This is a genomic window from Actinokineospora sp. NBRC 105648 (assembly GCF_030269645.1).
Lineage (GTDB): Bacteria > Actinomycetota > Actinomycetes > Mycobacteriales > Pseudonocardiaceae > Actinokineospora.
Map to the genome: position 1 here is coordinate 120,601 of NZ_BSTR01000005.1, position 20,113 is coordinate 140,713.

Below are 20,113 nucleotides of genomic sequence, written 5' to 3' on the forward strand. Positions count from 1 at the left end.
AGTCGGCCCGCCAGACCGCCACGCTCCTGCCCGGCCAGCCGCGGACCCACCGGTCCCAGCGGCGTCCGGCACCTCGGGCTCAGCGGGCGATTCCGCCTCGGCCACCCACGCCTCGTCGGAGTTCGCCCACCGGGGCGAGCGCTCGGGAGCCCACGGCGGCACCCCCTCGGCATCCACCGCCGCTTCTCCCGCTGCCGTCCGATCCCCCGCTGCCTTCGGTTCCGCGTCCACCGCCGGTTCCGGCGCCCACCGCGACCTGCTCGCCGGTTCGGGGACCGCCTCGTCGGCGGTGTCCGCGTCGAGGGTCCACCCCGAGGCGGGCCCCGCGGACGCCTCGGCCTCCACCGTCCACCGGGCGGCTGGGCCGGAGGTCACCTCCGGCTCCCCCGTCCACCGGGAAGCCGGACCCGCGGTCACCTCGGGTTCAGCAGCCCATCTCGACCCGGAGAGGTCCGAATCGGACCACTCGCCATCAGCCAGCCGCCTGGCGAACGCGCTCGACCGCCGGTTCGCCGGCCGCACTACCGCCTTCTGCGGCCGCAACGCCTCAACGCGCGCGAGTTGAGCGCGCACCTCACCGTTGGTCGGGTCTAGGCGCAAGGCGTCGCCGAACGCCCTCTTAGCCAGCTTGTAGTCCCGCACCCTCTTAGCCGCCAAGCCCAAGATCTCGTGCACGCGCGGCTCTTCCGGCGCCGTGGCGACGGCCGTCTTGGCCGCGGTCAACGCCTCGTCGGGCGCGGTGTGGCCGAGCACCTCGGCCAGGGTGACCTGGGAGCGCCAGTCCTGCGGGTCCTTGCGGGCCGCCTCGCGGGCGGAGACGGTGGCCTCGTCGTAGCGGCCCATGTCGGCCAGCGACAGGCTCGCCAGCCGGTGCGCCCAGGAGCGCTCGCCCAGGGTGATCGCCCGTTTGGCGGCGTCCAGGCACAGCTGCGGGTCACCCGCGTCCAGCAGCGCGGCGGCCAGCCTGCACCACGCCTCGGAGTTGTCCGGGTGCACGACCAGCACCGGCCGCAGCAGCCCGATGGCGTCCTGCGGCCGCCCGGCCGCGGTGAGCTGCGCGGCCTCCACCAGCACCGCGTCGATCGGCTCGGCCATGGCACCCTCCCGCCCGTCTCGGCGTTCAGTGTGTCAAGCCCCTGATCAGGTCAGTAGCCGACCCGCGCGGGAAAACCCGTCCGGGGGAGGAAATGACCCAGTTGCCCGACACATAGCGAGGTGAGCCCCCAGTATGCCGCTTATCAGGTGATTGTGATCACCTCATTTCCGCACCGATCGCACTCTTTGGTGACCGCCAGGCACCGTCGCGCCCATCGCCGGTGGTCACCGGCCCGGGTGACCGAGCCGCCCGACACCGGTAGCCGACCACAACTGTTAAGTGATCGAGTGTCTTAGGTCCTATCGGCCTACGACGATGCCCTCCACAACATCATTTTCCCTAGACTGATCGGGTGTATCCCCCGTCCCGAGCCATGAAGCTGCGGCTCGCGCTCATCCTGGGTGGCCTCTCGGCGTTCGGTCCGCTGTCGATCGACATGTACCTGCCCGCCTTCCCCCAGCTGGCCGAGCAGTTGGCCACCGGCCCGGCGCAGATCCAGCTGACCCTCACCGCGTTCATGTTCGGGCTGGCCGCGGGCCAGGTCGTCGCCGGACCGCTGTCGGACTCCTTCGGCAGGCGCGGGCCGCTGCTGGTCGGCCTGGTGCTCTACACCGCCAGTTCACTGGCGTGCGCGATCGCGCCGTCGGTCTACGCGCTCGCGGCCATGCGGCTGGCCCAGGGGCTCAGCGCGGCCGCGGGCATCGTGATCGCCCGCGCGGCGGTGCGCGACCTGTTCTCCGGCGCCGCGATGGCCCGGTTCTTCTCGGTGCTGATGCTGGTCAACGGCCTGGGCCCGATGCTGGCGCCGGTGATCGGGGCGCAGGTGCTGCGCCGGACGTCCTGGTCGGGGATCTTCGTGGTGCTGGCCGGGTTCGGCGTGCTGCTGCTGATCGTCTGCCTGGTCGCGCTGCCCGAGACGCTGCCCGCCGCGCACCGCCGCCCGGCGCACCTGGGGCGGACGCTGAGCACGTTCGTCCGGATCGGCACCGACCGCGGCTTCGTCGCCTACGCCGCGGCCGCCGGGTTCGCCCTCGGCGCGATGTTCGCCTACATCGCCGGGTCGTCGTTCGTGCTGCAGGACATGTACGGGATGAGCCCGCAGCAGTACAGCCTGGTCTTCGGCACCAACGCGCTCGGGATCGTGCTGTTCTCGCAGCTCAACGCGCTGCTGTTGCGCTGGTTCAGCCCGCGGCGGCTGCTGGTGTGCGGGCTGCTGGCCTCCAGCGCGGGCGGGTTGGCGGTGCTCGCGGCGATCCTGTTCCAGCTGGGGCTGATTGCGCTGCTGGCGGGCTTGTTCGTGGTGGTCGCCAGCGTCGGGATGGTCACGCCGAACTCGACCGCGCTGGCGCTGGCCGACCACGCGCACCGGGCGGGCACCGCGGCGGCGCTGCTGGGCGTGCTGCAGTTCGTGGTGGGCGGCCTGGCCGCGCCGCTGGTCGGGGTCGGCGGGCAGGGCACGGCGCTGCCGATGGGGATCGTGATCGCCGCGCTCACCCTCGGCGGGCTGGCCGCGTTCGCGCTCACCCGACCCACCCAGGACCGCCCAGGCCGCTACGTGCGGCGCCGGGAGGCCACGACGGTCGAGGTGGAGTTCCACATCCCGCCCGAGCTGCTGTACCAGGGATCAGCGAAGACGGCGCCAGACGGGCCGGACGAGTGCGGTGGCGAGGACGGCGAGGGGGCGCTCAGCGCGAGTGCGTGCTTCCGGGGCCGATTCCGGGGTGACTCGATAGGCGATGTTGAGGACCTGTCGGGAGAGCCCAGGCGCGAAGACGCGGAGTAGCTCCATCGCGAACCCCTCCGGGCGCTGAACGACCTCCCGCCCGCCGGATAGCGCCTTGAGCACAAGAGCCGCTGCCTTCTCCGGTGACGTTGCCGGGATGCCCTTGTACACATCGGTAGCGCCGATCATGGGCGTGCGTACGAGCGGCATCCTTACCGAGCAGAAGGTCACGCCGTCGGCCAAGAGCTCGCGACCAGCCGCACGCCCGAACGCCTCAAGCGCTCCCTTCGACGCAAGATAGGCCGAGAACCTGGGTGTGTCGGTCTGCAAGCCCATGGTGGTCACGTTGACGATCCGACCGAAGCCGCGGGCGCGCATCCCGGGCAAGAGACCGAGGGTCAAGCGCAATGGGGCGAAGTAGTTGAGGGCCATCGTGCGCTCGTAGTCGTGCAAGCGGTCGACGGACAGGTGTACCGCACGACGGATAGAGCGGCCCGCGTTGTTGATCAACATGTCGACCACGCCGAGCTCCTTGACCAACGCGTCCACTGAGTCAGCGTCGGTCAGGTCGCACGTGTGCACGGATGCCGTTGCGCCTACCTGCTCGATCTCCGCACGCACGCTCTCCAACTCCGCCTGACGGCGGGCCACCAAGAGCACGACCGCGCCCCTCTTGCCAACTCCAAGCGCGGTAGCCCTACCAATGCCCGAGGACGCACCGGTCACCACGATTCGTCTACCGGTCAGGGAGTCTGCGTTGAGCCAAGAGCGTTCGGGATCGAGGTTCGCTGCCCAGTAGCGGACGAGCGCAGGTGCGTAAGAGGCAAAGGAAGGAAGCTCTATACCGGATCCGGCGAGGGCTGCCACCGTGGCTGACGAGTCGAAGACCGTCGGCAAGTCCATGTGTGGCAACACTTCAGCTGGAATGCCGAACTCCGCCAAGATCGCGCCCGGTAGCGGCGCAATCCTCCGGACGCGCGGTAGCGGTACCGGCAGTGTCGCTCGGATCTTAGGCGCGCCGACTGCCCCAGCGAGCGCGTTGAAAACGTCCACCACGCGCTGCCTGCCGTTCTCGGTCAGGTGGTAGACGGTGCCGGACGGGGCTTTGACGTGCATGAGGTGGGCCATGGCATCGACCACGTAGTCGACCGGGACCACATTGGTGCCGCCCAGGTCGGGCATGACCAAAGGCAACGCGGCGGGTAGCCGGGCGAGGCGGGTCAACGCGGGGAGGAAGTAGTACGGCCCGTCGATCTTGTCCATCTCGCCGGTCCGCGAATCGCCCACAACGGCGGCGGGCCGGTAGATGCGGTACGGCACCGCGTCTTGCGCGCGGACGTGCTTCTCCGCGGCGAACTTCGTCGCGTGGTACGGCGAGTGGTGGCCTTGACCGAGGTCAAAGTCCGCCTCGGTATAGCTACCGCGGTGATCGCCCGCGACAGCGATGGACGAAACATGGTGCAAGAGGCCCGCGTTGATCGCGGCGGCGAACTCGAGCACGTGCCGCGTGCCCTCGACGTTGGCCACGCGGTTGACCTCGTCGGACGCGGTGAAGTCGTAGACCGCGCCCAGGTGGACCACGTGGTCGACGACGCCGACCAGACCCGTCGGATCGACCCCCAGGCCGGGTTCGGTCAGATCACCGATCACCGGGACGACCCGCGCCCCGGGCCCGACCCAGCGGGCCGCGGCCGCGGCGAACCGCTCCATGGACTGCTGCCGGACCAGCACGTGCACTGTGGTGTGGTCCGGCCGGGCCACCAGCCGCTCGATGAGCCTGCGGCCCAGGAACCCCGTTGCCCCGGTGACGAAATACGTTGCCATCGCGTGCCTCCTCGGCACGGATCCTGCCACTACCTACTCGTCAGTAGGAAGAGCGGGCGCGACATTTCAGTGCTCTACCTCCACCGAGGCGTCCACCACGGCGTCGCGCAGGGCCGCCCGCAGCCTGCCGACGTCCAGCGGTGACAAGATCGCCGTCTCCCCCGGTGGAGCCACTAAGACGACTCTCCCCTGCCGCACGAACACCGTCACGTCGCGCTTGCGCCCCGCGATGTCGCGACAACTGACCGACCACTCCCTGTGGCTGTTCACCGCACCCGCCCTTCGACCGTCTGGTCGCTCCACGTCTTATGTGATGACGCGGACCGTAACGAGGCGTGACGGCGAAAGTGACGTGATCTCAAGATTTCCCGGGAGGGCGCCGGAACCCGTTGCCCACTAACGTTCGACTCACACCTGTCTCACCGGAGGTATGGCATGGCCGAGCCGCACCACGTCGTGATCGTCGGGACCGGACTGGCGGGCGCCTCGGCCGCCGGGGGCCTGCGCGAGCGGGGCTACCAGGGCGTGATCACCCTGATCGGGCAGGACGCGCACCGCCCGTACGAGCTACCCGCGCTGTCGAAGGCAGTGCTGCTCGGGGACGCGTCCGAACCGGACTGGGTGCACGACGAGGGTTACTACGAAGCGCAGCACATAGACCTGCGCACGGGCACAACCGCCACTGCGGTGCACCTCGGCGACCGGGCCGTGCTGGACGACACAGGCGCGCGGCACCCCTACGACCGACTTCTGCTGGCCACCGGGTCCTCCCCGCGCGCCCTGCCGGTCCCCGGCGGCGACCTCGCCGGCCTGCGAACCCTGCGCACCCTCGACGACGCGCTGGCACTGCGCGACACCTTCGCCGACGGCGTCCGCGTGGTGATCGTCGGCGGCGGCTGGATCGGCTGCGAGGCTGCTGCGGCGGCCCGGAAGCACGGCGCGTCCGTCACGGTGGTCGAGCCGCTTCCTTTGCCGCTGCACCGAACCCTGGGCCCCACCATCGCCGAGGTCTTCCGCGACCTGCACGCCGCGAACGGTGTCACCTGGCGCCTGGGCGTCGGGGTGGCGGGCTTCGAGGGCACCGAGGACGTGGTGTCCGGCGTCGCGCTGGCGGACGGCACCACGCTGGAGGCCGACGTGGTGCTCGTAGGCGTCGGCGCCGCCCCGCGAGTCGACTTGGCGCGCGCGGCAGGCCTGGAACTGGCAGACACCAGCGGAGTTGCCGTGGACGCGACCCTGCGGACGTCAGCACCGGACGTGTACGCGGCGGGGGACATCGCCGCGCACTTCCACCCGCGATACGGCAAGAGGATCCGGGTAGAGCACTGGGCAAACGCAAAGGATCAGGGCGCGTTGGTCGCGGGCAACCTCTTGGGCGAATCCACGCCGTACACCGCGAGCCCCTACTTCTTCTCAGACCAGTACGACCTGGGCATGGAGGTCCGCGGCCACTGGGACCCCTTCGAGGACGACCTGGTCATCCGCGGCGATCTGACCGCCCGCGAGTTCACCGCGTTCTGGACCCGCGCGGGACGCGTGCAAGCGGCGATGAACGTCAACCAGTGGGACGACGGTGAAGCACTGCAAGCGTTGGTGGACAACCAGACCGCGGTGTCCGCGGAGGATCTCCGCTCAAGAGACCTGGCAAGCCTGAGGTAGTACTTCCTGATCCAGGAGCAGTTCTCAGGTCGACAGGAAGGCGGTGACACGTTCGTCGACCTGGTGGGCGCCCACCTGCCTGGCGCGCCTGCGCAGAGCCTTCACCCGCTCCAGCGTCCGCTGCGACGACAGGCTGTCGACGGCGTTGAGCGCTGTGGCGATGGCGTGGTCAGCGGCGTCGAAGTCGCGGAGCTGGAGGTGCGCGGCGGCGATGTGGATCTGGGTCTTGGCGCGGGAGGTGACCCGATTGGCGGGCAATGCGGCGAGGGCTCGTTCGAGCATCACCAACCCCTGCCGAGGCCGCCCCGCGTCGCGGAGGCACTGGCCGATGTCGGAGGTGAGGTCGACCTCGGTGTAGTGCCCCAGCCACCCGGGTTCGTTCTGCGGTCCTCGGTCGAACGACCGGCGGGCCCGGTCCAGCGCCTCGATCGCCCCTTGCCCATCGCCCAGCAGGCCGAGTCCCCGCGCCTCGATGGCGTGGATGTAGGCACCGACCGCCGGGGTGGCCCGGCCGCCCATCATCTGCAGCGCCGACCTGGCCAGCGCGGCCGCGTGCTGGCCACCCTGCTCGACGGCGTCCGCGTCCGGCGCGTTCATCCCGATGTCGATGGTCACCCGGCTCATCTCGGCGAGCACGTTGGCGGCGAAGGAACTGTCACCCGCCCTGGTCGCCAGCCCGAGCGCCTGCGCGTAGTAGCGCTGGCCGAGCGCGGCTCGGCCGCTGTCGATCGTGGTGAGGCCCGCCAGGAACGCGGTCTCGGCCAAGGCGCCCGCCAGCTCCCTGCCCACGGCGTCGGTGTAGCCCACCTCGCTCATCGCGCGCGCCTGCTGGTGCAGCAGCTGGACGACCTGGCCCCGGACCAGGCCGCCGCCGTGCAGGCGGTGCAGGGACTCGTAGTGCCGCACCGTGGAGCGCAGCACGTCCACCTCGTGCTTGCCGACCCGCGACCCGCCCGCGCGAGCGAGATCGGGCGTGGGGCGCGCGTTGGTCACCAGCCATGCAGGTTCGGCGAAGGCGGATGCCGCGAAGGCGGAGCCGAGCATGAAGTTCCGCCGGTTCAGGTCCCGCCTCGACAGCTCAGCCACGGTAGCGATCGTCCCATCCACGGTCGGCGATATCCGGAACCCGTTGAACGTGTCCTCCGGATCTCCCCTCGGCGTGAAGCCGCAGTCTGCGACCGTCACCTCGTAGCCCAGCCGCCTGGCCAGCACCTTCGCCACCAACCGCGGCACCGGCGCGTACGGCTGGGTGCCCTGCAGCATCCGCCGGACCGAGGTGGCCGAGGTGGCCAGGTGGACACCCTCGGCGGCCGCCGCGCGCACCACCGCGCGGGCCAGCTCACCGTTGGTCATCCCCGAATCGTCGAGGCGGGCCCGCAGCGCGGGATTCCCGTCAAGCCCCATGGGTCCTCCCAGTAGTCGTTCAACCTCGGAACGTAGCGCACACAATCATCCGACCGCACCTCCAAGCCAAACCTGACACACCAAGTGACACACCTGTCACACACTCTGCACACATGGATGAAATCAGCCTCTCCCGCGAAGGGTGGCGTCCGGCTTCACTTGGGCCATGTGCACTCCGCCTGAGATCATCAGCGGTCGATCGCTGGTCTCCGACCGCCTCTTCGCCAAGCTGGTCGAGCACCACATGCGCGCACACAACGTGCGCCAGCCGAGGGCCGAGACCGTGATCGACCAGACCCTCGCCTTCCTCTGCACCCTCGCCACCACGCGCGGCGGCGAACCGCTCGAGCCAGGCCCAGTGGTCTACGCGGGCTGGCACACCTTCCTCGTCCACACCACCGACTACGCGGAGTTCTGCCGCGCCTTCGCGGGCCGCTTCCTGCACCACAAGCCCTGGTGCCTCCCGCAGTCGGGCGAGGCCGCACTGCGCCGAACCAGCCGAGCCATGGCGGCGGCAGGCTTCGTGATCAACCCAGGCCTGTGGCCATGACCCTGGGTTGGACAGACCTCCCCACCCCCGTCCGCTCCGCGATCACCGACCGCTGCGGCACGGTCGCCGGAGTCGGCTACCCGGGTTCCGGCAAGCCAGCGCACCTCACCGCGACCCTGCACACCCCGGACGGCACGGTCTTCTGCGAGGGCGCGCACCACACCAGTCCCCGCTACCGCGACGTCCAGCACGCGGTACTGGTCAGCGGCCAACTACCCTCGTGCGCGCCCACCCTGCACTGGACGGTAGCTGTCGACGGATGGTTGGTGGTCGGGCAAGAACACATCCCCGGACAACACGCGAACCTCTCCCCCGGCTCGGCAGATCTACCAGCCGTGGTCAAGACCGTCACCACCATGGCGCGTCAGTGCTCCCTAGCCATCCCACCCCTCGACGAACACTGGTCCCGCCTCTCCGCATGGCGACGCCTACAGCACGCAGGACTGGCTGGAGCAGCAACCGACCACTACCTCGAGTGGGAAGACCGAGCAGTCGAGGCTGTCGGGGGCAACTACCTGCTGCACACAGCACTAGACAGCCGGAACATCTTGGTGGACGAGCAAGTCCGGGTAGTCGGATGGACACAGGCCCGGCGAGGTGCTGCCTGGGTTGACCGAGCGTTCTTAGCGCTCAACCTGATCGCAGCCGGCCACCGCCCAGCCGAGGCTGAGGGGTTGGTCGGGCCGCTCCCCTCAGATAGCACTACCGCGTTCACCGTCGCCATCTTGGGCATTTCCACCTACCTAGAACACACCGACCCCCTCCCCCACCGCGTGGCTCTTACCGACGCAGCCCAAGCATGGGTGAACAGCCGGCTGGCGAGCCCATCTGTGCCCGAAGCCGATCGCCACTGCTATCCGCACCGCGACACCGGCTTCCGACGGGCGAACCCCACCGAACTTGTCTCGTTGCGCGCCCACCCGTTGTCTGTGGTCCCCGAGACGAACAGATCAGACGCGGGCACGCCGAGTTGGCTCGGCGCGACAATACCCCCGCTCGAAGGGGGTATTGTTTAAGTATCCGCTGGTGAGGAGGTGCGCGTGGTCGATCAGATCCCAGGCTGGATGTCGGTGCCGGAGGCTGCGGGCCACCTTCGGGTGTCTCCCGCCCAGGTGCGCGACCTGGCCAAGGCGGGCCAGTTGACGACGATCAAGCCCGGTAGGTCTCTGCTGGTCAGCTCCGACTCCGTCTTCCGCCGCGCCGCGGCGAACCCCGCGCCCGGCAGGCCGCTGGCGCCCAAGGCCGCGTGGACGGTGCTGCTGCTAGCCTCCGGGGAATCCCTGCCCTGGAAGATCCCTTCCTCCGAGAAGGTCCGCCTCGCGCGATTCGTCCAGCGTCCGCTGCAGGAGTGGCCGAGGCTGTTCGGCAGGCGCGCCGACATCATCAGGGCGCGCATTCCCGATGCGCTACGGCAACGCGTCCAGGCCCAGCCTGGAGTCGCACTCGGCGGAATCGGTGCCGGCTCCCGACACGGTGCGAATCTGGTCGTGTCCAGCGCGGACTCGGTGGAGTTGTACCTCACCTCCGATGCGCACGTGGCATTGCGCGAACGCGGGGGAATCGGCTGGGATTCCGCCTCACCCAACGCGGTACTGAGGGTAGTGGGCGTACCTCTCGATGAGGTCTTCTCCGCCGGGGTGGTTCCTCTCGCAGCCGCCGCCGCGGACTTGCTTGACCAAGGCGACGACCGATCCCAACGTGCCGCAGCCGAATTGTTGAAGCGGGACCGTTAGCCTGTTCGCCCATGACGATCAACCAATGGTCTGCGCTACCGGTTCTCGGCAGCGCAGACTTGCCCCTGGGCGATGACAGTACATCGACCAAGCGGGGCAATCGGTCGACGAACTCGCCCCTACTCTCGGGACAGACCACCGCCGGACCTGACAACCACTCCCCCTGGGGAAACGATCTGCGTATTCGGCGGCAAAGAGGCATTGGAGCATCGAGTGGTAGTTCATGCGTCATCTGGCACGCGAGCCGCGGATGTAGTGCTGCCCGACCTCGCCCGAGCACTCAAAATCAAGGCTGCCGCCTACTCCACCGAGCACAGGTCGAAGCCTGCGAAGGCTTTCCATTCCAGACACTTGAGCGACCTGACCTTCCTGGTTTCACTAGTCCGTGACCTCAATGGCGTAATGGACGATCTCGGACCCGCACCGGAGGAGGGCCATCTGGCACTGGCCAACGTGCTCGACGATCCTCATCATCACGCTTGGCTGGCGGCGGGACATGCGACGGAAGACGCTTTCCTGATCTGGGAAGTGCTGCGCACACGAGGCGGCCGGCGTTAGCAGGTACGACTGCACCGGCGGCTCGGGTCGCAGCTTCGGCACGCGAAGCTGGTTGGAACAACGACCGAACCACCACCCCGAGCAGGACAACTCAGTCGAGGCCGTCAGCAGCGACTGCCTGCTGCACACTGCGCTGAACAGGCGCAACGCTGGCAGGCTGGCGTTGGCCCGGTCGAGAGTGTGTCCGGCATTTACTTCTCCAGGCTGACGTCGGCGCATCCCCGACCAGGGCACACTGGGCTGGTGAGCGAGACGGAGTGGCGGTTGCGGGCGCCCGCGAACCTGGTCAGCAAGCGGGCGGTTCTGCAGTGGACACTGCAGGCGGCGATCTTCTGGGTGATCGTGGTGGTCGGTCAGCTGATCGCGGTCGTCCTCGCCGACGACCCGCCCGGGTGGCTGCGGGTAACGCTCGTGGTGTCGATCGTCGTGGGGGTCGTGCACGCGCTGGTGATGCCGCAGTGGCGCTACCGGGTCCACCGCTGGGAGACCACCGGTGACGCCGTGTTCACGCGCAGCGGGTGGATCACTCAAGAGTGGCGGTTGGCGCCGATCTCGCGGATACAGACCGTGGACACCGAGCGGGGGCCGTTGCAGCAGCTGTTGAAGCTGTCCACCGTCACCGTGACCACCGCGTCCGCGCAGGGTCCGGTGAAGATCGAGGGTCTGGACGCCGACGTTGCCGCGCGGGTCGTGGACACCCTCGCCGCCACCACGCAGGCCACGCCCGGGGACGCGACGTGAGTGCGCTGCCCGTCGCGCCGGAGCTCGTCGAGCCCGTGTCGGAGTGGGGCAGGCTGGACCCGCGCATGATCATCGTGCGGCCGCTCAACGAGCTGCTCGGCCTGCTGCCCGCGCTGTTCGCGCTGGTGTTCCTGGGCAACGTGGAGACCTGGCGGGTCGTGGCCAGCGTCGGCGCGGTCGTCTTCGTCGTCAGCTACGGCCTGTTCTCTTGGCTCACCACCAAATACCGCATCACGGACAACCGGGTCGAGTTGCACAAGGGCGTTGTCTTCCGCCAAAAGCGCTCTATCCCGCGTGACCGAATCCGCACGGTAGACCTAACAGCCAAGTTGGGGCACCGACTGTTCGGGCTGTCCGCAGTGCGGGTAGGGACTGGGCAACAAGAGCGCGGCGCGGGCGAGGGGGCCTTGGTACTCGATGCGGTCACCTCCGCTGAGGCAGACCGGTTGCGGCAAGTGCTCCTGCACCGGGCGCAAACCTCGGTAGTGCAAGAGCGTGACGACGGCACCACGATCGCCGCACTGGACAACCGTTGGTACCGGTACGCGCCTCTTACGCTGTCCGGACTGCTAAGCATCGGCGTGGTGGTCGGGTTCGGGATGAACCTGGCGCACGAGGTGAACCTGCGCTTCTCCGAGGTCGGGATCCTCCGCGCGGTGTTCGGGTGGTTGAGCACGGCTCCGCTGACCACGATCATCCCGGTGGTCGCGGGACTGATCATCGTGCTGTCGGTGATCGCGTCGCTGGTGGGCTACCTTTTGCAGAACCACGGGTACCGGCTGAGCAGGCACGCCAACGGGACCGTGCACGTGAGCCGCGGGTTGCTGACCACCCGGTCGGTGTCCATCGAGGAGAAGCGGCTTCGAGGGGTGTCGCTGTATGAGCCGATCCTGCTGCGCTCCGGTGGTGGCGCTCGGCTGAGCGCGGTGACTACGGGATTGACCAAGGGGAGCAACAGCAGCCTCTTACTCCCACCAGCCCCGCGCAGCGAGGCGGACCGGGTAGCAGCGGAGGTACTCGGCGACTCACCTATTACTGCTTCCCTTACCGCACATCCGGTGCGCGCGCGTTCCCGCCGCTTGACCCGTGCGATCGTGCCTACGGTGGCTCTTACCGGAATCCTGTTGATCCTGACTCTTACGGCTGGTTGGCCCGAATGGTTGTGGGTTCTCGCGGCGGTGCTGGTTCCGGCGTTCGTCCTGGTTGGACTGGATCGGTATCGGAATCTTGGGCACGCGCTGACTGATCGGTACCTGGTGGCCCGGTCCGGCTCACTCACCCGACGCACGGTGGCTTTGCAGCGGAGCGGGATCATCGGGTGGAAGCTGAGGCGAACGCTGTTCCAGCGGCGGGCGGGAGTGTTCACGCTCACCGCGATCACTGCGGCTGGGAGTGGGGGGTACCGGGTGCTGGACGTTGGAGAGGGGGCTGGGGTGGAGCTGGCCGACTTGGCTGTGCCTGGGTTGTTGGGGCAGTTCTTGGAGCGGTGACTGGGGGTTCCTGCCCTGCCCACCCGAGGGGTGACCGCGCCCCCCACCATCGTGCTGGATTGGGTGGAGTGGCTTTGTTTGGGGAGAAAAGAGGCGCTAGCCTGACCGAGGCGGTGGGTATCCCTTTCCCACCCGCTCTACCCACTGCGCCTCTTTTCTTAGGGGCCCCAAACAAAGCCACTCCACCCAATCCAGCCATCCGCTGGAACTGACCCGCGCCACAAATCCAGCAGGAACCCCAGCGGGACAGGGCAGGGCGGCCGGAGTTCGCAGGGTGCGCGAGGGCTTGCGGAGTCTGGGCTGGAAGAACAGCGGCGTTAGTCCACCGGCCAGGTGTGTACGGGTTCGTTGGTGTGCATGTGCTTGGTGTACTCGAGGACCATCGCCCGTAGGGCCTGCTCGCGGTTGACCGAGGTGGACTCCTCCAACGAGCGCACCGTCTCCACCTGCCAGGTGGCGCCGTTGCGGCCGGTGATGCACCTCTGCTCGATGATCCCCAGCAATCGGTCGCGGTCTGCCGCCGCTACTCCCCACGCGTCCAGGCCCTCGTACGCAAGGGGCAGCAGACGGCGCAAGACCAGTTCCGTGGCGGGGACCTCCCCCACACCCGGCCAATAAACGCGGGCCTCTATGCCGTTCCGGGAAGCGGCGTGGAAGTTGTCCTCGGCGGCGGAGAAGCTCATTTGCGTCCACAGCGGACGGTCCTGGTCGGCCAGGGCCCGGACCAGTCCGAAGTAGAGGGCGCCGTTGGCCATGGTGTCGACCACCGACGGGCCCGCGGGCAGCACGCGGTTCTCCACCCGTACGTGGGGCCTGCCGTTGACGACGTCGTAGATCGGGCGGTTCCAACGGTAGATCGTGCCGTTGTGCAGACGCAGTTCGTGCAGTTCCGGGATGTCGCCGCGCGCGTAGACCTCGGCTGGGTCCTCGTCGTCGGTCAGTGGGAGCAGCGCCGAGTAGTACTGCGCGTTCTCCTCGAACAGGTCGAAGATCGAGGTGATCCACCGGTCCCCGAACCACACCCGGGGCCGGACGCCCTGAGCCTTCAGCTCGTCCGGGCGCGTGTCCGTGGCCTGCTCGAACAGGGCCACCCGGGTCTCGGCCCACAGCTGCTTGCCGAACAGGTACGGCGCGTTCGCCCCCAGCGCGACCTGGATGCCCGCGATCACCTGGCTGGCGTTCCAGAACCGCGCGAACTCCTCGGGCGCGACCTGCAGGTGGTACTGCACGCTCGTGCAGGCGCTCTCCGGGGCGATGGAGTCGGCCGAGGTGACCAGGCGTTCGGCGCCGCCGATGTTGATCTCCAGGTCCTCGCCCCTGGCCGCCAGGACCTGCTCGTCGAGCAGCTTGTAGCGGGGGTTGGCCGACAGGGTGGCACTGGTGACGTGCTCGCGGCGCAGCGAGGGCAGGATGCCGACCATGGCGATGTGCGCGTCCACCTTGGCCGCCTTGGCCTCGGCCTCGTTCAGGTCGGCGCGGACCAGCTCCTCGAACCGGGCCAGGCCGTCCGGGCCGAGGCGCTGCGGGGGCAGGTTGATCTCGATGTTGAACCGGCCCAGCTCGGTCTGGAACGCCTCGTCGGAGATGGCGGCCAGGACCTGGGCGTTGCGCATCGCCGGGTCGCCCGCGGCGTCGATCAGGTTGAGCTCGATCTCCAGGCCCGCCATCGGGCGGTCGGCCTCGAACTTGGACTCGGCCAGCATCTGGGCGAAGACGTCCAGGCAGCGCCGGACCTTCTGCCGGAACCGCTGGCGGTCGGCCCGGGTGAACACCGTCGACTCCACGTCCTTGCCCATGTGGACAAGGGTGATCCATCGCGGACCGAACCGCCACAGGGCCTACTCCGACTGGCCCAAGCTCATCGCTTCCGGTTGCCGAAGACGCCCCGGGTGATCTCGCGGCCCAGCGCCGAGGCGGCCGAGCGGAAGAACGAGCGGACGGCGCTGTTGCCCATGACCTTCTCGAAGAACCCCGGCTCGTCCCGGTGCTCGGGCTCGCGCCGTTCTGGCTCGCGGTGCTCAGGCTCGGCGGGTGCCTGCACCGGGGCCTCGGCGGGCGGGGCGACCTTCTTGGCCATCAGCTCGTAGGCCGACTCCCGGTCGACGCTCTGCCCGTACTTGCCGTTGAGCTCCGACGAGCCCGCCGCCGCCTTGATCGCCTCGTCGCCGATGGTGTCCATCAGGGACCGCGGTGCCCGCAGCCGGGTCCAGGCCACCGGGGTCGGCGCGCCGCGCTCGCTGAGCACCGTGACGATCGCCTCGCCGATGCCCAACGACGTCAGCGCCTTGTCCAGCTCGTAGTGCGGGGTCGTCGGGTACGTCTTCACCGTCTGCGACAGCGCCTTCTGGTCGTCCGGGGTGAAGGCGCGCAGCGCGTGCTGCACCCGGGCGCCGAGCTGGGACAGCACCGCGTTGGGCACGTCGGTGGGCAGCTGCGTGCAGAAGAACACCCCGACGCCCTTGGACCGGATCAGCTTCACCGTCTGCTCGATCTGCTGCAGGAACGCCTTGGACGCGTCGGCGAAGAGCAGGTGGGCCTCGTCGAAGAAGAAGACCAGCTTGGGCGCGTCCAGGTCGCCCTCCTCGGGCAGCTCCTCGAACAGCTCGGCCAGCAGCCACATCAGGAAGGTGGAGAACAGCACCGGGTTGGCCGCGAGGTTGCCCAGCTCCAGCAGGCTGATGACGCCGTTGCCGTCGGTCTGGCGGAGCAGGTCGGCGACCTCGAGCTCGGGCTCGCCGAAGAACCGGTCGCCGCCCTGGGCGTCCAAGTTGGACAGTGCGCGCAGGATCACCCCGGCGGTGGCCGAGGAGACCCCGCCGATGCCCTTGAGGTCGGCCTTGCCCTCGTCGCTGGTGAGGTGCGCGATCACCGCGCGCAGGTCCTTGGTGTCCAGCAGCGGCAGGCCGCGCGAGTCGGCCCAGTGGAAGATCAGCCCGAGGGTGGACTCCTGGGTGTCGTTGAGGCCGAGCACCTTCGACAGCAGGATCGGCCCGAACCCGGTGACCGTCGCGCGGACCGGGACGCCGATGCCGCCGGTGCCCAGGGAGAGGAACTGCACGGGGAACGCCGTCGGCGCCCAGTCGTCGCCGGTGTCCTTCGCGCGCGCGAGCGTGCGGTCGCTCTGCTCGCCCTGGTGCGATAGTCCTGACAGGTCGCCCTTGACGTCGGCCATCACCACCGGCACCCCGGCGGCGGAGAGCTGCTCGGCGAGCCCTTGCAGCGTCTTGGTCTTGCCGGTGCCCGTGGCCCCCGCGACCAGGCCGTGCCGGTTCATCATCGCCAGCGGGATCCGCACCCGGGCCGACGGGTCGACCTGACCGTCCACCACGACCGATCCCAGCTCGACCGCGCGGCCCTCGGTGGCGTACCCGCCAGCGATCTCCTGAGCCGGACTCCCCTGCGCCACGTGCGTCTCCCTCACCCCGTTTGACCAGGCCGAAGCCTAGTCGAATCCGACACACGCGCAGGTTATGCGACCGGTCAGACTAAGCTCGCCCAGGTGACCGACCGCCTGGTATGGATCGACTGCGAGATGACGGGGCTCGATCTGGGCAAGGACGCCCTGATCGAGATCGCGGCCCTGGTCACCGACTCCGAGCTCAACATCCTCGGCGACGGCGTGGACCTGGTGATCCACGCGGGCGATCAGCAGCTCGCGGACATGCCCGAGGTCGTCCGCGAGATGCACGCCCGCTCCGGTCTCACCGAGGAGGTCCGCGCCTCCGCGCTGACCATCGCCGAGGCCGAGCAGCAGGTGCTGGACTACGTCCGCGCCTGGGTGCCCGAGGTCCGCACCGCGCCGCTGTGCGGCAACTCGATCGCCACCGACCGCGGCTTCATCGCCCGCGACATGCCCGCCCTCGACGGCCACCTGCACTACCGGATGGTCGACGTGTCCTCGATCAAGGAACTGTGCAGGCGCTGGTACCCGCGGATCTACTACGCGCAGCCGGACAAGGGCCTGGCCCACCGCGCGCTGGCCGACATCCGCGAGTCGATCCGGGAGCTGCGGTACTACCGGGGAACAGCGTTCGTCGCGCAGCCCGGCCCTAGCACTGAGCAGGCGAAAGCCGTCGCCGAGGCCGTGCTGCACCCCCCGACCGCCTAACCGGTTTCAGGTAGCCGACACCGACGCGCTACGATGTTCAAGCGCTGCGGGCCGAAACGCTCGCGGCGACGATGGTGGGTGTAGCTCAGCTGGTAGAGCACCTGGTTGTGGTCCAGGATGCCGCGGGTTCAAGTCCCGTCACTCACCCGGCCGAAGGCCGACCTGTGTTCGCGGAGTGCGCGAACCGGGTCGGCCTTCGTCATTCCCGGGGGGCCGAGCCCCTCGGACCCCCCACGGTGCGATCGGCTACGGACCCAGCGTGGCTGGGTGGGCTCGCTGGGCCTTCGGCCTTCGCACCGGGGGCTCGCTCACGGCTTCGCCGATCGCATCGGGCAGGGGCTATCGGGTCGGGTGGGGGCTGTTTTCTCGTTTTTTTCGTCGTGTTGGGTGTTGGGGTGTGTTCGGTCTGCGGGGCGGGGTGTCCGTTATATGGGCTGGTGGGCGTATCTGAAGGGGACAGGTGAGGGGTTTTCGGGCGTAGCGGGCGGGGTGGTCTGGTAAGTGGGGACGCTGGTTGACCCCTGTTCACCAGAGTCATGAACTCTTTACTTTTCGGGGGTCACCGGGTCGAGGGCCCCGGTGCGGAAGGAGAGTCCCGAATGAAGGTTCGCACCCTGCTCCTGGGCCTGTTGGCCGCGGCGGCCACCGCGGTCGTCGCCCCGTCGGCCGCCACCGCCGCGCCCGAGGGCGGCCCGGTCATGACGCCCGCGATCGTGGGCGGCGGCAACGCGACGCAGACCTACAGCTTCATGGCGTCGCTGCAAAGCACCTCCGGCGGCCACTTCTGCGGTGGCTCGCTGATCAAGCCGAACTGGATCGTCACCGCCGCGCACTGCGTGCAGGGCAAGTCGGCGGCCAGCGTCCAGGCCCGGATCGGCACCACCAACCGGACCAGCGGCGGCACCGTCGCCCGGGCGTCGCGGATCATCGTGCACCCGAGCTACCGGACCGCGAACGACATCGCGCTGATCCAGCTCAGCACCAGCGTCACCCAGGCACCGGTGCGGGTCTCGACCGCCTCCGGCGCCACCGGCACCGCCACCCGCATCATCGGCTGGGGCCAGACCTGCCCGCAGCCCGGCGGCTGCGGCGCCCCGGTCACCCTGCAGGAGCTCAACACCTCGATCGTCGCCGACGGCAGCTGCGGCGGGATCTCCGGCTCCATCGAGATCTGCACCAACAACCCCGGCGGCCGCGCGGGCGCCTGCTACGGCGACTCCGGTGGCCCGCAGATCAAGCAGGTCAGCGGCACGTGGGAACTGATCGGCGCCACCAGCCGCTCCGGCGGTGGCTCGCAGTGCGCCCAGGCCCCGTCGATCTACACCGACGTGGTCGCGCACAAGTCCTGGATCCAGGGCTACACGGGCGCGCTGTAGTCGCGGTAGTCAGTCCCAGTACCGCTTAGACCCAAGCACCGCTGGTCCTAGAACAGCGGCGGCCCCCACCCGGTCCCGGGTGGGGGCCGCCGCGCGTGCCGGGGATGATGGACCGATGCGCGACATCGAGATCCGAGACGACATGATCCGACTCGGCCAACTGCTCAAGCTCGCGGGCGTGGCCGAGGACGGCGCGCACGCCAAGGACCTCCTCGACGCGGGCGAGGTGGCGGTCAACGGCGAGCAAGAGTTCCGCCGCGGCAGGCAGGTACACCCCGGCGACCACGTGACGGTGGGCCGGGACGAGATCCGCGTCGCGACCCGCTGACGGAGTCGCTAACGGTTCCCTGGACAACCGCTCGGCAGGCCAGCCGCCGGCTCCCGGCTCCCGGCTCCCGGCTCCCGGCTCCCGGCTCCCGGCTCCCGGCTCCCGGCTCCCGGCTCCCGGCTCCCGGCGAGCATGCCCTGGGCCGCGGGCCGCTACCTGCGGTCACTCCACCTGCGACGCCGTTCGCACCCAAGTCCTAACGCGACCGCCACTCCCCAGCGGCACCAACGTGAACGGGGTCGACCACCGCGGTGGTCGACCCCGTTCCCGGACGTTTCGCCCTACTTCTTGCCGCCTGCCTTCCAGGTCTCCCACGGGACCTGCCAGACGCTCAGCCCGTCCCACGGCTCCAGGGCCGGGCCGCCGGAGTTCTGCACCACCACGATGTCGCCCTTGTTCGAGATGCTCTGCAACCAGGTGGCGTTCTCGGTGGACATGTTGATGCAGCCGTGGCTGACGTTGCGGACGCCCTGGTCGCGCACCGACCACGGGGCCGAGTGGTAGAAGATCCCGCTGTTGGACATCCGGCTCGCCACCGCGACCTTGGTGCGGTAGCCGCCCGCGGCGTCGGCGGGGACGCCGTAGGTGGAGGAGTCCATCACGTAGTTCGTGTGCTCGCTCATGATCGTGTACGTACCGTAGGGCGTCTCGTGGCCCTTCTTGCCCAGCGCGACCGGGATGGTGCGGGCGACGGCGCCGTTGACCGTGACGGTCATCTGGTGCGTCCCGCCGTCGGCGACCGCCACCACCGAGTCACCGATCGTGATGGTGGCCTTGCGGTCCTCCCGGCCGAAGACCCCGTTGCCGAAGTGCTTGCCGTAGACGGCCGCGTCGACCACGACCGAGGTGCCCGACTTCCAGTACTCCTTGGGCCGCCACTGCACCTCCTTGTCGCTGAACCAGTAGAACGCGCCCTCCGCCGCCGGGGTCGCGGTGATCGTGATGGCCTTCTCCACGGCCGCCTTGTCCCCGATCGAGGCGTCGAAGTAGAAGGCCAACGGCTGACCCACGCCGACCTTCTGCCCATCGAGCGGATTCATCGACAACGACGCCTGGCGCTTCGCCTTGGCGGTGGTGAACGTGGAGGAGGAGGTGGCGGGCTTGCCGCCGGAGTCCTGGCCCGTGGCCTTGGTGGTGTAGGTCTTGCCGTAGCCCAGCGCCTCAGTGTTCCGCCAGGTCGCGCCGTCGGCCGCGAGCGCGCCCGGAACAGCCTTGCCGTCCTGCCCGGTGACGACGACCTCGGTGAGCTTGCCGCCGGTAGCGGCCACCGTGACCGGCTCCCCCGGCGCCACCTCGGCCGCCTTGTCCGCCGGGGTCAACGCCAAGGCCAGCGGCTTCGGCGCGGGCGCCGAGCTCGTGCTGGTCGCCGTCGCCTCAGAACTCACCGCACCGCTCGACGGCGCCGACTCAGCGGAGTTGCTGGTGCACCCAGCCACCGCGACCGCCAGCACCCCGACCAGTCCAACCCACGCCCTCGCGCGTCCACCCCTGGACATAGCGACCCTGCCGTTCCTGCTCACACC

The 20,113-nt window shown here is 69.3% G+C and carries 16 protein-coding genes, 1 tRNA gene and 1 pseudogene; 11 read left to right on the plus strand and 7 right to left on the minus strand.

Translation table 11 applies throughout. From position 1 onward, the window contains the following. The coding region (locus QSK30_RS07165) for a tetratricopeptide repeat protein (RefSeq protein WP_285500600.1) at positions 1 to 1,095 on the minus strand (1,095 nt) is incomplete at its 3' end. A 374-nt stretch (positions 1,096 to 1,469) separates the two neighbouring features. Here QSK30_RS07165 and QSK30_RS07170 point away from each other — a divergent pair. Beyond that, a pseudogene (locus tag QSK30_RS07170) lies at positions 1,470 to 2,594 on the plus strand (multidrug effflux MFS transporter); the annotation flags it as partial. Positions 2,595 to 2,720: 126 nt separating this feature from the next. Here QSK30_RS07170 and QSK30_RS07175 read toward each other — a convergent pair. Further along, complete coding sequence (locus QSK30_RS07175; RefSeq protein ID WP_285500603.1) at positions 2,721 to 4,643, minus strand: SDR family oxidoreductase; 1,923 nt, start codon at positions 4,641 to 4,643, stop codon at positions 2,721 to 2,723. A gap of 66 nt (positions 4,644 to 4,709) precedes the next feature. Further along, entirely contained in the window at positions 4,710 to 4,913 is a 204-nt protein-coding gene (locus QSK30_RS07180; RefSeq protein ID WP_285500605.1) for a hypothetical protein, read from the minus strand. A 165-nt stretch (positions 4,914 to 5,078) separates the two neighbouring features. On the opposite strand from QSK30_RS07180, the gene QSK30_RS07185 reads away from it, so the two are divergent. Continuing rightward, positions 5,079 to 6,302, plus strand: a complete 1,224-nt coding sequence (locus QSK30_RS07185) for an NAD(P)/FAD-dependent oxidoreductase (RefSeq protein WP_285500606.1) — start codon at positions 5,079 to 5,081, stop codon at positions 6,300 to 6,302. Between the two features lie 24 nt (positions 6,303 to 6,326). Here the strand turns inward: QSK30_RS07185 and QSK30_RS07190 are convergent, their stop codons facing one another. Continuing rightward, entirely contained in the window at positions 6,327 to 7,706 is a 1,380-nt protein-coding gene (locus QSK30_RS07190) for an NsdA family TPR-like regulatory protein (RefSeq protein WP_285500607.1), read from the minus strand. A 166-nt stretch (positions 7,707 to 7,872) separates the two neighbouring features. On the opposite strand from QSK30_RS07190, the gene QSK30_RS07195 reads away from it, so the two are divergent. The 5 genes from QSK30_RS07195 (at position 7,873) to QSK30_RS07215 (ending at position 12,778) form a co-directional block, all read left to right on the plus strand. Continuing rightward, positions 7,873 to 8,256 carry a UCP032817 domain-containing protein gene (locus tag QSK30_RS07195; RefSeq protein WP_285500609.1) on the plus strand — a complete coding sequence of 128 codons (384 nt, stop codon included), beginning with the start codon at positions 7,873 to 7,875 and terminating at the stop codon, positions 8,254 to 8,256. Between the two features lie 1,040 nt (positions 8,257 to 9,296). Continuing rightward, positions 9,297 to 9,989: a helix-turn-helix domain-containing protein gene (locus QSK30_RS07200; RefSeq protein WP_285500611.1), complete on the plus strand. Its 693-nt coding sequence runs from the start codon at positions 9,297 to 9,299 to the stop codon at positions 9,987 to 9,989. Positions 9,990 to 10,340: 351 nt separating this feature from the next. Beyond that, positions 10,341 to 10,547, plus strand: a complete 207-nt coding sequence (locus tag QSK30_RS07205; RefSeq protein ID WP_285500612.1) for a hypothetical protein — start codon at positions 10,341 to 10,343, stop codon at positions 10,545 to 10,547. Between the two features lie 240 nt (positions 10,548 to 10,787). Further along, entirely contained in the window at positions 10,788 to 11,288 is a 501-nt protein-coding gene (locus tag QSK30_RS07210; protein WP_285500797.1) for a PH domain-containing protein, read from the plus strand. Then, a complete protein-coding gene (locus tag QSK30_RS07215) occupies positions 11,285 to 12,778 on the plus strand; it encodes a PH domain-containing protein (RefSeq protein ID WP_285500614.1) in 1,494 nt (497 codons plus the stop codon). Before QSK30_RS07210 ends, QSK30_RS07215 begins: the two co-directional genes overlap by 4 nt. A gap of 317 nt (positions 12,779 to 13,095) precedes the next feature. Here QSK30_RS07215 and QSK30_RS07220 read toward each other — a convergent pair whose 3' ends face one another. Both QSK30_RS07220 and QSK30_RS07225 read right to left on the minus strand, forming a co-directional pair. Continuing rightward, positions 13,096 to 14,574 (minus strand): glutamate-cysteine ligase family protein, encoded by a 1,479-nt coding sequence (locus tag QSK30_RS07220; protein ID WP_285500616.1) that lies wholly within the window; start codon positions 14,572 to 14,574, stop codon positions 13,096 to 13,098. A gap of 62 nt (positions 14,575 to 14,636) precedes the next feature. Beyond that, complete coding sequence (locus tag QSK30_RS07225; protein WP_285500617.1) at positions 14,637 to 16,184, minus strand: helicase HerA-like domain-containing protein; 1,548 nt, start codon at positions 16,182 to 16,184, stop codon at positions 14,637 to 14,639. A 93-nt stretch (positions 16,185 to 16,277) separates the two neighbouring features. Here QSK30_RS07225 and orn point away from each other — a divergent pair, with 93 nt between their 5' ends. The 4 genes from orn to QSK30_RS07245 all read left to right on the plus strand — a co-directional run bounded on the left by orn (position 16,278) and on the right by QSK30_RS07245 (position 18,590). Next, a complete protein-coding gene (orn, locus tag QSK30_RS07230; RefSeq protein WP_285500618.1) occupies positions 16,278 to 16,886 on the plus strand; it encodes an oligoribonuclease in 609 nt (202 codons plus the stop codon). Between the two features lie 74 nt (positions 16,887 to 16,960). Next, a tRNA-His gene (locus QSK30_RS07235) sits at positions 16,961 to 17,033 on the plus strand. A 452-nt stretch (positions 17,034 to 17,485) separates the two neighbouring features. Next, entirely contained in the window at positions 17,486 to 18,262 is a 777-nt protein-coding gene (locus QSK30_RS07240; RefSeq protein WP_285500620.1) for a S1 family peptidase, read from the plus strand. 115 nt (positions 18,263 to 18,377) lie between these two features. Continuing rightward, positions 18,378 to 18,590 (plus strand): RNA-binding S4 domain-containing protein, encoded by a 213-nt coding sequence (locus QSK30_RS07245; RefSeq protein ID WP_285500621.1) that lies wholly within the window; start codon positions 18,378 to 18,380, stop codon positions 18,588 to 18,590. Between the two features lie 281 nt (positions 18,591 to 18,871). On the opposite strand, the gene QSK30_RS07250 is transcribed toward QSK30_RS07245, so the two are convergent. Then, positions 18,872 to 19,975: a L,D-transpeptidase gene (locus QSK30_RS07250; RefSeq protein ID WP_285500623.1), complete on the minus strand. Its 1,104-nt coding sequence runs from the start codon at positions 19,973 to 19,975 to the stop codon at positions 18,872 to 18,874. Positions 19,976 to 20,113 lie beyond the last annotated feature (138 nt).